At 61.4% G+C, this 12,524-nt stretch carries 13 protein-coding genes and 1 tRNA gene; 6 read left to right on the forward strand and 8 right to left on the reverse strand.

What is annotated here, in order from left to right:
- Positions 1-78: 78 nt before the first annotated feature.
- Together iolC and M8997_RS00930 are read right to left on the reverse strand one after the other, a co-directional pair.
- Complete coding sequence (gene iolC / locus M8997_RS00925; protein ID WP_250018510.1) at positions 79-2,007, reverse strand: 5-dehydro-2-deoxygluconokinase; 1,929 nt, start codon at positions 2,005-2,007, stop codon at positions 79-81.
- A 155-nt stretch (positions 2,008-2,162) separates the two neighbouring features.
- Positions 2,163-2,996 (reverse strand): MurR/RpiR family transcriptional regulator, encoded by an 834-nt coding sequence (locus M8997_RS00930; RefSeq protein WP_250018511.1) that lies wholly within the window; start codon positions 2,994-2,996, stop codon positions 2,163-2,165.
- A 125-nt stretch (positions 2,997-3,121) separates the two neighbouring features.
- On the opposite strand from M8997_RS00930, the gene M8997_RS00935 reads away from it, so the two are divergent.
- Positions 3,122-4,231, forward strand: a complete 1,110-nt coding sequence (locus tag M8997_RS00935) for a Gfo/Idh/MocA family protein (RefSeq protein ID WP_250018512.1) — start codon at positions 3,122-3,124, stop codon at positions 4,229-4,231.
- A gap of 178 nt (positions 4,232-4,409) precedes the next feature.
- Here the strand turns inward: M8997_RS00935 and M8997_RS00940 are convergent, their stop codons facing one another.
- Positions 4,410-5,051: an NrsF family protein gene (locus M8997_RS00940; RefSeq protein ID WP_250018513.1), complete on the reverse strand. Its 642-nt coding sequence runs from the start codon at positions 5,049-5,051 to the stop codon at positions 4,410-4,412.
- A complete protein-coding gene (locus M8997_RS00945; protein WP_250018514.1) occupies positions 5,038-5,592 on the reverse strand; it encodes a sigma-70 family RNA polymerase sigma factor in 555 nt (184 codons plus the stop codon). Before M8997_RS00945 ends, M8997_RS00940 begins: the two co-directional genes overlap by 14 nt.
- Positions 5,593-5,839: 247 nt before the next feature.
- On the opposite strand from M8997_RS00945, the gene M8997_RS00950 reads away from it, so the two are divergent.
- From M8997_RS00950 to M8997_RS00970, 5 genes are all read left to right on the forward strand, one after another.
- On the forward strand, positions 5,840-6,133 hold the full coding sequence (locus tag M8997_RS00950) for a pentapeptide MXKDX repeat protein (RefSeq protein WP_250018515.1): 294 nt from the start codon (positions 5,840-5,842) through the stop codon (positions 6,131-6,133).
- A gap of 65 nt (positions 6,134-6,198) precedes the next feature.
- On the forward strand, positions 6,199-7,068 hold the full coding sequence (locus tag M8997_RS00955; RefSeq protein WP_250018516.1) for a cytochrome b/b6 domain-containing protein: 870 nt from the start codon (positions 6,199-6,201) through the stop codon (positions 7,066-7,068).
- Positions 7,058-7,831: a molybdopterin-binding protein gene (locus tag M8997_RS00960; RefSeq protein ID WP_250018517.1), complete on the forward strand. Its 774-nt coding sequence runs from the start codon at positions 7,058-7,060 to the stop codon at positions 7,829-7,831. The genes M8997_RS00955 and M8997_RS00960 overlap by 11 nt, the downstream gene beginning before the upstream one ends.
- A 104-nt stretch (positions 7,832-7,935) precedes the next feature.
- Positions 7,936-8,595 (forward strand): HAD family hydrolase, encoded by a 660-nt coding sequence (locus tag M8997_RS00965; protein ID WP_371929469.1) that lies wholly within the window; start codon positions 7,936-7,938, stop codon positions 8,593-8,595.
- A gap of 95 nt (positions 8,596-8,690) precedes the next feature.
- Positions 8,691-9,722, forward strand: a complete 1,032-nt coding sequence (locus tag M8997_RS00970) for a Tim44 domain-containing protein (RefSeq protein ID WP_250018518.1) — start codon at positions 8,691-8,693, stop codon at positions 9,720-9,722.
- Between the two features lie 63 nt (positions 9,723-9,785).
- Here the strand turns inward: M8997_RS00970 and M8997_RS00975 are convergent, their stop codons facing one another.
- The 4 genes from M8997_RS00975 to M8997_RS00990 all read right to left on the reverse strand — a co-directional run bounded on the left by M8997_RS00975 (position 9,786) and on the right by M8997_RS00990 (position 12,266).
- Positions 9,786-10,757, reverse strand: coding sequence for a sterol desaturase family protein (locus M8997_RS00975; protein WP_250018519.1), 972 nt, complete (start codon positions 10,755-10,757; stop codon positions 9,786-9,788).
- A 232-nt stretch (positions 10,758-10,989) separates the two neighbouring features.
- Entirely contained in the window at positions 10,990-11,139 is a 150-nt protein-coding gene (locus M8997_RS00980) for a hypothetical protein (RefSeq protein WP_250018520.1), read from the reverse strand.
- Positions 11,140-11,279: 140 nt separating this feature from the next.
- A complete protein-coding gene (locus M8997_RS00985) occupies positions 11,280-11,456 on the reverse strand; it encodes a hypothetical protein (protein ID WP_250018521.1) in 177 nt (58 codons plus the stop codon).
- A 733-nt stretch (positions 11,457-12,189) separates the two neighbouring features.
- Positions 12,190-12,266: transfer RNA gene (locus M8997_RS00990), tRNA-Met, on the reverse strand.
- Positions 12,267-12,524: the final 258 nt, after the last annotated feature.

A 12,524-nucleotide genomic window follows, 5' to 3' on the forward strand; every position in this document is an offset into this window, starting at 1 on the left:
TCGGTCTCCTCCCGGCGTCCCACCCGGCGGCGCTTGGCGAACAGGCACAAGCTGCCGGAATTGTCGGCGCCATCTATTCTATGCTGCGCGGCGGTTGCGGCTGGCAAGCCACGCGGCGGTCAATTTTTCGAAACGTTCCGCCATCTGGTCGATGGCCGCTTCGTCACCGATCCTGCCAGCAAGCCAGTTCTCCGCCGCATCCATGAAAATCGTCCGCCCGACGGCAAAACCCTTCACCACAGGCGTCGCGGCGGAAGCGGTGAAGGCCGCCTCCAGCTCGTCGTGCGGGGCCTCCAGACCGAGGAGCACCACGCCGCGGCACCAGGGGTCGTTGCGGTCGATCACGGCTTCGATCTTCTGCCACGCCGTTGCCGAAGCCTGCGGCTCCAGCTTCCACCAATCGGGCTTTATGCCCAGCGCGTACAGTTCCTCCAAGGCACGGGCAATGGTGTCGTCGCCGAGTTCGCCATGCTTGCCGGCGATGATCTCGAGCAGGAGTTCGCGCCCCACCTTGCGCGCGGCTTCGAACAGCGTGCGCAATTTCTCCTGCTGCTCGCGCTTCAGTTCCGCCGGATCGTCCGGATGGTAGAAGCACAGGCATTTGATGCAGTGGTCCACCGGCCATTCGACCAGTTGCGAGCCGATATCCTGCGAGAATTCGAACCGCAGCGGGCGCGATCCGGGCAGTTCCACCGGCCGTCCGAGCCAATCGAACGGATGGCGCGCCAATTCGAACATCGCTTCGCGGCCGAACCTCTCGTCCAGCAGCATGCCATAGCCCGGGCGGCCGTCCGCGACCTTCGCGGCTGCCCTGACGGCCAGTATCTTGAAGGCGGCAACCCGTTCCAGATCCGCGCCGAGGCGTTTCGCAAGCTCCTCCAGCTGCACGCGATGATCGATCGCAAACGTCATCATCGACGGGATGTCGCGCCGCCTCGTGGTCGCCCAATGCACATGGTTGATCGCCTCGTCCTTGCGCAGGGCGCGATGCGGGCTGCCATGTTCGAGGAAATGCTGAAGCTCCGCGAAGGTCGGGATCTCCGGCGCGCATAGCAGGCGCGACACGGCGAAGGCGCCGCAGGCATTGGCCCAGGTCGCCGCCGTGCCCAGCGTTTCTCCGCTCAGCCAGCCGCGCAGCAGGCCCGACATGAAGGCATCACCGGCACCAAGCACGTTGAAGACCTCGATCGGGAAGCCCTTGCCGACGATGCCGTCCTCCAGATCGTCCGGTATGTCGCCGTCATAGACGATGCAGCCCATGGGGCCGCGCTTCAGCACGATTGTTCCACTGGACAGGGACCGAATGGTCCTGAGTGCCGAAAGGAGCTCACTCTTCCCCGATGCTATCAGCACTTCCTCTTCGGTGCCGACAATGAGATCGCAGTCGGGAAGCACCGTCTTCAGCTGATTGGATACCGCTTCCGAAGCGATATAGCGGCTGTCGCCGGCGGCATGGCCGGCGAGACCCCAGAGATTGGGGCGGTAGTCGATGTCGAACACGACCTTGCCGCCGGCCTCCTTCATGAGGCGGATGGCCTTGCGCTGGGCCGCATCCGTATTGGGGCGCGAAAAATGCGTGCCCGTCACCACCACGGCGCGGGCGGAGCGGATGAACTCCGGATCGATATCATCTTCCTCCAGCGCCATATCGGCACAGTTTTCCCGGTAGAAGATGAGCGGAAAGCTCCTGTCGTTCTCGACGGAGAGGATGACCAGCGCCGAAAGGCGGTCGGGGTCGGTGATGAGCCCGCGCGTGGACACGCCCTCGCGAACCATCTGCTCGCGGATGAACCGGCCCAGCTGCTCGTCGCCGACACGCGACAGCAGCGCCGATTTCAGCCCGAGACGGGCCGTTCCGATGGCAATATTCGCGGGGCAGCCGCCGACCGACTTGGCAAATGAGGCAATATCTTCCAGGCGGGAGCCGATCTGCTGGCCATAGAGATCGACGGAAGACCGGCCAATCGTAATCACGTCAAGCGCCGCGCCGGTAGCAGTCTCGTTCATGTCTTCCTCTCCCTGAGCCTGCGTCTGCGACCGAGGCTGTTCTGCCAATGACGGGGCAGGCATGGGTCATATGAAATAATAATTCTACAGTATCGTCAATATGGAATGTATATTCTTTTTTGACGCAGGAGGCACGAAATCGATGGGTTTTCGCGTCAGCTCCGGCGCCTTTCGGCGACGCTCACGGTCAGCGCCATGGCGAGCGCCATGGTGCCGGAAAGAGAGCGAAAGCCGGAGAAATCTCCCTCCGCAGCCTCGAACCAGACCTTGGCGGACTGCGCCAGCGGCGAAAAGGCGCTGTCGGTGATGGCAATGACAGGCACCTCGCGCGCCGCGAGCAGGGCCGCATGTTCGATGGTCGCCGAGGCATAGGGCGAGAAGCTGATGGCGATTGCCGCATCGCGCGGGCCGGCGAAGGACAGGATTTCAGGGTCGATGCCGGATGTCGATTCCACCAGCTGGTTGCGCACCTTGAGCTTGCCGAAAGCATAGGCCATGTAGGCGGTGATCGGATAGGACCGGCGGCGCGCCACGAGGTAGATCGTTTCCGCCTTCGCCAATATATCGACCGCCCGTTCCAGGACGTCTTCCTCCACCTGCCGCGAGATCGTGTCGATGGAATGGCTCGCCGCGGTGAGGAAGCCATCGAGAATCGCCCGGTTCTTCGAGAGGCCGAGCGTGCCGCCCCGCAATGCCGACAGGCGCTCCTCATAGGAAATCTGGCGTTCGCGCAGGCGCTCGCGGAAAACGGCCTGAAGGCTGGTGAAGCCGTCGAAGCCCAGATGCTGCGCGAAGCGGATCAGCGTCGAGGGCTGCACATCGGCGGTCTGGGCGATGCTGGCCGCGGTGCCGAAGGCGATCTCGTCGGGATTGCTCAGCGCATAGGCGGCAACCTGCGCCAGCCGCTTCGGAAACTGCTCGCGCCGTTCCAGTATCAGCGCCCGCAATGCTTCGAAATCCCGCGGCAAATTTGCGTCATTATCCATCATGTTTTCCCGAATCGTCGCCTGCGCCATAGCATAGAATAAAATATTTATATCAAAACGGATTACTTATTCCATTTTTTGTTTTCATCGACTACTTCTTCGATCAACGGTCCATCGGGAGGAACAACATGATCGGAGTAGGATTGATCGGCACCGGCTTCATGGGCAAGTGCCACGCGCTGGCATGGAACTCGGTCCGGGCCGTGTTCGGCGATGTGCCTGCCATCCGCCTCGTTCATCTTGGCGAAGCAAATATCGATCTGGCCGAGCGCCGTGCTGCCGAATTCGGCTTCGAGAAGGCCTCGGGCGATTGGCGGGCGGTGATCGACGACCCGGACGTGCAAATCGTGTCGATCACCACGCCCAACCAGTTCCATCCCGAGATGGCGATCGCCGCGCTCGAGGCCGGCAAGCATGTCTGGTGCGAAAAGCCGATGGCGCCTGCCTTTGCCGATGCCGAGGCGATGGCGGCGGCCGCGGGCAAGGTCGGGCGTGTCGCGGCATTGGGCTATAATTACATCCAGGGCCCGGCAATTCGCCATATTGGCCGGCTTCTGGCGGAAAATGCCATTGGCGACATCAACCATCTGCGCATCGAGATGGATGAGGATTTCATGGCCGACCCTGCTGCGCCGTTCAACTGGAAACACGCCGCCACCTCGGGCTATGGCGCGCTGGACGATTTTGCGGTGCATCCGCTATCGTTGCTGTTCATACTTTTCGGCCGCGTGGCGCGCGTCATGTGCGACATGTCCAAGCCATACGCCACGCGCCGGACGGAAACGGGGTCGGACCGTGTCGTCGAGACCCATGACAGCGCCAGCGTGCTGATGCACATGGAGAATGGCGTCGCGGGAACGCTGCAGGTCAATCGTTCCGCCTGGGGCCGCAAGGGGCGGATCGCATTGCAGATATTCGGCTCCGCCGGTTCGATCCTTTTCGACCAGGAGCGCGCCAATGAATTCCAGCTCTATTCGACATCGGATCGCCCGACCGAACAGGGTTACCGCACCATCCTCACGGCGCCGCATCATGAGCCGTACGACCGGTTCATTCCGGCGCCCGGTCATGGTCTGGGCTTCAATGATCTGAAGATCATCGAATGCCACGAGCTGATCAAGCGCATCGGGGGCGAGCCGGCCCGGCTCATCGAGTTCGCGGACGGAATCGAGATAGAGCGCACCGTTCATGCCATGGCCCGCTCGTTCTCCGAACAGCGATGGGTCGAAGTGCGCTAGCACTAGTGACCCGAATCTGAAGTTCACTACATTATTGCAGCAGCGTCAGATGAACTTCAGATTCGATAAGGTCACTAGCAACTATATGTTTCTAGTGTGGTTTTCGGCATTGAAATACGCTCCGGCCCCTGCCGCCATAGTCAGGCGTATTTCAATTCCACCACACTAGCTCTCGCGCCTACCAGCGTAGCAGATAGCGCCCGGCGAGCGCGCCGATCAGTGCCGGACCCATGACGCCGAGCGTGTACCAGATCGCTATGAAGGGCATGCCGCCCTCGGTGCAATGAAAGGAATAGACGAGGGAGCCGAGGCCACCCGCCGCCAGCCCCGCAGCGGCGCCGGCCAGCGTCAGTCGCGTCGGCGCGAGGCCGCGGAGAATCCAGAACGCCCCGACGAGGAAAGGCATGGCCAGGGTGGTGATGTAAAGCGTGCAGACGGCGACGGACTTTCCCATCAGCAGCGGCATGTGGCTCTCCGGCGGCATCATCGACAATTGGCCGATCGCCAGCGCAACGAGCGCGGTGACCGCCATTGCGATCGCCACCAGATGCGGGCGGATGCGCCCGAGGGGATAGGCGATGCGCTTGACCGCCCATATTCCGGCAAGGGAGAGCGCGAACGTGTAGCCGAGCTTGACCCAGAACGGCCATGTCCAGACCGCCGACATCATGTCTGGCCGCAGACCGAGCCAGAAATACATCAGCAGTGACGATACGGCCAGGCTCGCGCCGAAGCCGATGGCGACGCGCCGCCCCACCTGATCGGGCTGGACAGGCTTCAGGTCGCCGGCGAGGCGAGCGATCAAATCATCTGTCGCCATGACCATCTCCCTTCAGCCGGGCGGCAATCGCCTTTAACCCTCTATGGACCGTAACCTTCACCGACGACTCCGAAAGACCAGTGCTTTGTGCCACTTCTGCTATGGATTGACCCTCGATCCGCGTGCGGTAGATGAGATCGCGTGACTTCTCCGGCGCAATCTGCAGCAGTCTTTCGACGTCCATCCGGTCCGCGATCCCTTCGCCATCATCGGAGGCGATCAGATCATGCGCATCGTCCAGCGGGACGGTGGCCCGGATCCTGTGCCGCCGGAAATGGTCGATCAGCTTGTACCTTGCTATGGCATGCAGCCAGGATGTGAAGGGACGATCCACCTCGTAGGTCGCGCGCCGCGTATGCAAGGCCATCAGCGTATCCTGCACCAGATCGTCGGCATCGCCCCTGTGACCGTCCGCGAGGCGGCGCAGGAAATACGACCGCAGATGGCGGGCTACCTCGTCCAGCAGCACGGCATAGCTGCGTGCATCGCCCGCAAGGCTCGCCAGCATCAATTCCTTCAAGCGCGGTTCGACTGAATTCACTCCGGTTCTCGATCTTATTCGAAGCAGCGGCGGAAAAGGTTACACATGGGGTTACACATGGCCCCGAATGCGGTGCAAGGTCAATGCGGCAGCCGCTCCTCATCATCCCAGCCTTTTCTCAGCCTTTCGCATCACCAATGCGTGATGATTGTAACCAACGCCGCCTGCAACGCGTATTGCCAGAGTGACCTGAGCACAGGCGAAGGTTTTAACTGGAAGCCATCGGCTCCAACATAGGAGAACAGATATGAATATCCTGGCCAAGAAGATCATCCTGTCGGCATTTGTGGCCGCGGCGGGCCTTTCGGCTGTCAATCTGGCTGCTGCCGAGGACGCCATGAAGGCGGATCCGATGAAGAAGCATGAGGCGATGAAGACCGATGCCATGAAGACTGATGCGATGAAGCCAGCGAAACCGGATGCGATGAAAAAGGACGCCATGAAATCCGATGCCATGAAATCCGACGCCATGAAGGCAGACCCGATGAAGGCGGATGCCATGAAGAAGAAGCCGGATGCAATGGCGCCCGCCAAGCAATAGGATATCCGGCGTGATCGGGCGCTGCGCCTGATCACGCCATGCGGGGCGGGGCCATGGAGATGCCGATGACGCAGGTTGCTACAAGTTCCGACAAGCCGGCACGGGTGAAGGTCTATCGCCATTCGCTCGCCGTGCGCATCACCCATTGGCTCAATGTGCTTTGCCTGACCTTCCTGTTGATGAGCGGGCTGCAGATATTCAACGCCCATCCCTACCTCTATTGGGGCGAATATGGTTCCGACGCGCTGCCGGACGCATCCTTTGTCGCCATCGAAGCCTATGCGGATGGCGACAGCATGAAGGGCGTGACCCGTGTCGGGCCGATAGCGATGACGACGACCGGCGTGCTCGGCGCATCCTACAGCGGCGGCGAACTGACGCCGCGCGCCTTTCCGGCCTGGCTCACCATCCCGTCTTACCAGGATCTCGGAACCGGGCGGCGCTGGCACTTCTTCTTTGCCTGGTTCTTCGTCATCAATGGCCTCGTCTACCTGGTTTATGGCCTGGTTTCGCGTCACTTTCGCCGCGACCTGCTGCCGGCGGCGGAGGAACTGACGCCGCGCCACCTCGGCCACGAAATAGCGCAGCATGCGCGGCTGAGATTTCCGAGGGGCGAGGCGGCCCGGCGCTATAATTCGCTGCAGAAGCTGGCCTATCTCGGCGTGGGCTTCGTGCTGCTGCCGCTGATGGTGCTGACGGGATTGACCATGTCGCCGGGCTTCAACGCCATCTTTCCCTGGCTGCTCGACCTGTTCGGCGGCCGCCAGTCGGCGCGGACGCTGCATTTCATCGTTGCTGCGCTCACCGTCGGCTTCGTTGTCATTCATCTGGCGATGGTGCTGCTGTCGGGCGTCTGGAACAATCTGCGCTCGATGATAACCGGTTATTACACGCTGCATCTTGACGGCGGCAGGAGGACTGGCGATGAGCATTGATCTGACACGGCGCCGCTTTCTCATCGGCGGCACTCTGGCTTCCACCAGTCTCCTGGCGGGCTGCGATGCGCTGGTCGAGAACAAGTCGATCGACAATGTGTTGCAGGCCGGCGAGTGGCTGTCGTTGAAGGCCCAGCGCCTGCTATTGTCCGGCCAGCAACTGGCGCGGGAATATACGGAGGCGGACCTTTCGCCCGTCTTCAAAGCCAATGGCACGCAATTGCCGGAGACGGACGAGTATAAGCGGCTGATGGACGGGCAATTCGCCGATTGGCGGCTGATCGTCGACGGCCGGGTGCGCACCCCCCTCAGCCTGTCGCTGGCCGACCTCAAAGCCATGCCTGCCCGCACGCAGATTACCCGCCATGATTGCGTCGAGGGATGGAGCGCAATCGGCAAATGGACGGGCGTGCAGCTTGGCGCCGTACTTGAGAAGGCCGGTCTTGCTCCCGGCGCGCGCTATGCCGTATTCCATTGCGCCGACGATTACGAACAATCGCTCGACGGCAGCGGGCGCTACTATGAAAGCATCGATCTCGTGGATGCCTGGCATCCGCAGACCATCCTCTCCTACAGCATGAACGGCAGGGATCTCGAAATTGCCCATGGCGCGCCCCTGCGCCTGCGGGTCGAGCGCCAGCTCGGCTACAAGCACGCGAAATATCTCATGCGGATCGAACTGGTGGATTCTTTCGCCCATATCGGTTCTGGCCGCGGCGGATTCTGGGAAGATCGCGGCTATCAATGGTATGCGGGCATATAGGGGTATGCGGGCATACGGGCCCGGTACGCACAAGGTGTCACGATAGGTCTTTGTCCGGCTGCTATCCTCTGCCATAAGAAGGCAGAACTGGCAGGAGAGATAAATTGGCTTCGATACAAGGCAAGACCTATGCGGGCTTTCTGTTCGACATGGACGGAACATTGATGAACTCGACGGCGGCCGCCGAACGGGTGTGGGGGCGGTGGGCCGAGGCGCATGGGCTCGACGCCAGGACCTTCCTGCCGACGATGCATGGCGTGCGCGCCGTCGATACGATCCGCAGGCTCGGCCTCGATGTCGATCCGCAGGCGGAGGCAGACAAGATCACGAGGGCGGAGATAGACGATGTCGAAGGTATCGTGGCCTTGCCCGGCGCCCTCGAATTTCTTGCCGGCCTGCCCCGGGACAAATGGGCGATCGTGACGTCCTCGCCGCTCGAACTTGCGAAGCGCCGCCTTGCCGCCGCGGGCATTCCCGTGCCGGACGTGCTGGTGACGGCCGAAGACGTCGAGGTCGGCAAGCCCAATCCCGATTGCTATCTCATCGGCGCCGCCCGGCTTGGCGTGCCCGCAAGCCGCTGCCTCGTCTTCGAGGATGCCGTGCCGGGAATCCTCGCCGGCGATGCCGCGGGCGCCGACGTGCTGGTCATCACCGCAACCCATCAACATCCGATCGAGACGGCGCACCCGACCATTCGGGATTATGAGGGGGTGCGGGCCGAGACCGGCGAAGATGGTGCGCTTTCCGTGCTCGAATTCGCCTGAGCGAGGTTTCCGGCAGGAAATAAATCGAGATATTTCTTTTAATCCGCCAGCGCTTTTCCCATATGCAAGGGGAATTCTACGCACAGGAGCATTGCATGCCGTTCATTTTTTCCGCCTTGAGCCGAATTTCCGCCGTTGTCCTCATCGGATTGGCGGTGACGTTCAGCGCAGTCTACGAGGCCGACGCCCGTCGCGGCGGTGGTGGCTTTGGCAGCCGAGGCACCCGGACCTTCCAGGCGCCGGCACCGACGCGCACCGCGCCGAACAATGCTGCTCCTATCGAGCGCAGCATGTCGCCGCGTCCGCAGAACCAGCAGACGACGGCACAGCCACAGGCCGCGCAGCAGCGTCCGGGCCTGTTCGGCGGCATGGGCCGCTCGCTGCTCGGCGGTCTTCTCGTCGGCGGCCTGATCGGCGCCATGCTCGGCCATGGATTTGGCGGTATCGCCGGCCTGTTCGGCATGCTGATCCAGATCGCGCTGATTGCCGGCCTCGCAATGCTCGCCTTGCGCTTCTTCCGCTCGCGCCAGCCGGCAACGGCAACAGCCGGCGGTCAGGGCTTTGGCCGTGACGGCTTCGCCCGGCGCGATATGGCTGGCGACACCAACAACCAGGCTTCGCCGCTGCGCGTACCGACAATCGGTTCCGGCCAGCCCCAGAGTGGGCAGAAGCCCGGCTTCGCCGGCGGTCAGTCAGCAGCACCGTCCCAGGGCGGCGATGAAATCGGCCTGACGCAGGCCGATCTCGACCGTTTCGAGCAGTTGCTCACCGAAGTGCAGACGGCCTATGGCAAGGAGGATTATGCGACATTGCGGCGGCTGACGACGCCGGAAGCCATGTCCTATCTCGCCGAGGAGCTCGGCCAGAACGCCACGGACGGGCTGCGCAACAGCGTGTCCGACGTCAAGCTGCTGCAGGCGGATATCGCCGAAGCCTGGGCGGAAGGCGCACAGGAATATGCGACGACCGCGATGCGCTATTCCAGCATCGATGCCATGCTCGACCGTACGACCGGCCGCGTCGTGCAGGGCGATGAGGGCGAGCCGTCGCAGACCACCGAAGTCTGGACCTTCGTCCGCGAAAACGGCTCGGAGTGGAAACTCGCGGCCATCCAGGACGCAGCCTGACCAGCATGAGAGGCGCCGCCGGACCTGGTTCCGGCGTCGCCCCGGCCTCAGGCCTTTTCGGCCTTACATCTGGGCCGCCTGATCCTCGACCGGCGCCGCAGCCTGCGTCACTGGTGGCAGCGGCGCTGGTTTGCGTCCCATCAGTTCCTGCCGCCCGCGCCGGGAAAATGGCTGCAATAGCTGGCCGAGGAAACCGGGCGCGACCCTGCCATTGATGCCGATATCGACGGGCGATGGCCTGTCCGGATTATGGTAGCTGCCGAAGACCTGGTCCCACAGCACGATATTCTCGCAATAATTGGTATTGCCCTCGCGTCTGTTGCGCGAATGATGCCAGCGGTGCAGCCGCGGCGTCACGAATATATAGTCCAGGAGCCCGGTGCGCATGGCGATATTGCAATGGGTCAGCAGGCCGGCGATCGCCGTGATGGCCGCGACCCAGAGAAAGACCGGCAGCGGCGCGCCGAGGAGATAGAGCGGTATCTGGCTGAGCGCGATCTTGAACAGCGAATCGAAGAGATGAAACCGCCCGGTATTGATCACCCAAAGCCGCGTCACGCTGTGGTGGAGCGCGTGGAAGCGCCAGAAATAAAGGCGCTCATGGGCGATCCTGTGCGCCGCATAGAGCCCGAGTTCGGCGATGATCAAGGCCAGCACGACCTGGACGGGCAAAGGCAGGAAATCCGGCCATAGAGTGCTGAAACGCGCGGAAATCGGCTGCACATGGGCGGCGATCAACATCGGGCCGGATGCTGCGAGACTTGCGGCGACCTGAACCAGTCCCTTCGTCAGCAGCGTATGGGCCAGATTGTTGAAGGTCTCGCCATCCGGCTCGAGCCAGCTGGTCTCATAGGGCAGCAAGCGTTCGAAAAGCGCGATGATCGCCACCGTCGTCAGATAGACCACATTGAACCAGAACACGGGATGCGCGGCCTCGAAAGCCATGCCAGCGGCGGTGAGGCCGCCAAAGAAGATGGCCGGCCACAACAGGTATTGCAGGACCCGGATCGCATTGGAATCGCTTGACTGGCTCAAGGGCGGCACTCTCTCTTGCAGCGGGATGCGCCGGCCTGTGGCAATGGATATTGCGGCCGCATCTTCGGGAGGCTCGACATATCACCCACTTGCCGCTGCGAGCGCAAATCAATTCTGTCTTGCGGTCCGGTGTGGGCGGCTCCAGTCGGGGCGGCCCAGACATGCGCCCCAGACGGGTGGGTCCCAGTAGGTGCGGCCCCAGTCGGTGCTGCGTCGGATGCGCGTGCGAAAGCTAGTTCCGGTCGTGGCAGTCAAGCATGCCATTGGTGCAGGACGGTCTGGTCGATTGCTGCTGTTTCTCGTCGGGCGTCCAGTTATTGTAGGTTCCGCAAGCCGACAGGCTCAAGGTGACAAGGACGAACCCCAGAATACGTCTTTTCATTTATCCAGCCTCATGATCGATTCCCGCGCCGCTCCACTAACCGGAACGCCAGCGCGGCCGATTGTAGTTTGACTTCGAGATTCGGAAAAGACGAGATTGCAGGCGAGGCGTGTTCCGTGAAGCCCCGCGCGGCGGCCTGACTATGTGAATGCAATGATTGCCAGGAAAATCGCCAGCATTAAAACAATGATCGATAGATTGAATACTTTGGACTCGACGGCGCCTAGTTCTTCTTCAAGGCGCTTCATTTTCCCCGATTTGCTCGACTTTTCCTTGTCTTCCGTAGGGGTAGAGTAACCCTGCTCATAGTCGTTCATGATTTTGCTCTGGTGAAATTGAGAAAGGCCCGCCTCCGCACAGAGAGCCGCGAAGATTTGCCAACGAAGATGGTTATCAGCAAGTTATGGCCGCGCCTAGATGTATTTCAGAAATATTTCAAAACTTGAATCAATTGAATGTTGCAAAATATTGCGGAGGTCGGCTGGGCATGAATTTCCCTGCGTGTCGGGCCTGAAGAGCTAAGCGGGGGCACCCGCCAGGCCAACGCGAACTTGGGGATCGGCTGAAGCTGCTCTCCTGTGGCTGGTGAGCTTTCACAGGAAAACCAAAAAAGACGCGCTGCGGACCGTCGGTCGGGCGCTGCGGGATGGTCAGCTGGAGAGAAAGTATGGCACGGAGGGACGTCATCCCCTCACAGGTCCGGCGAACCGTCCTGGTGAAACCTGGCTCGCACCACAGCCCATTATGGTGCATAACAATTCCTATTGCAACATGAGGTGAACGCGGGAGGCGGAGGACCATTCAGAAGCTTGCGGTGAGTTCGGAGGGGCCTCAATTATCGAGCTATAAAAGGCCTTCAAACGCTCTTCAAAGTCCGCTCAAGATCAAAGCGTAAATTCTAAAACCTGGTGGCAAAAAATCAAAACCCCGCGTCCAGCTACATCCATATCATCAAAATGCAGGAATTCTCATGAAACTGACAGCAGACATGCCGCGTCAGGGAGCCGTGAGAGGCCCGAAGCGCTGCAAAGATCAGACTGACAAGAAAAATGGTAGCGAAGGAGGGATTCGAACCCCCGACACAAGGATTATGATTCCTCTGCTCTAACCTACTGAGCTACTTCGCCCCACATGCGCGCCCGGTGTGCCTGCGAAAAGTCAGGCCGGAACGCGGCGCCATTTGCCAATTGCAACTGGGACGTGGCGGGGTATAGGTGCATGACAGGAAGCTGTCAAGCAATCTTCTGGGCATAAAGCGGCCAATCAATGCCTCTTTTTGGCGGCGGGGCCATGCTGCGAAGCCCGGGTTGCGGCGGGCGTTTGCGGCACCTGCCCGTGCGGGGGAATTACCAAAAGGTCAACGCGAACTCTTGTGTTCGTTTCGC

It is taken from the genome of Phyllobacterium sp. 21LDTY02-6 (assembly GCF_023554255.2).
GTDB lineage: Bacteria > Pseudomonadota > Alphaproteobacteria > Rhizobiales > Rhizobiaceae > Phyllobacterium.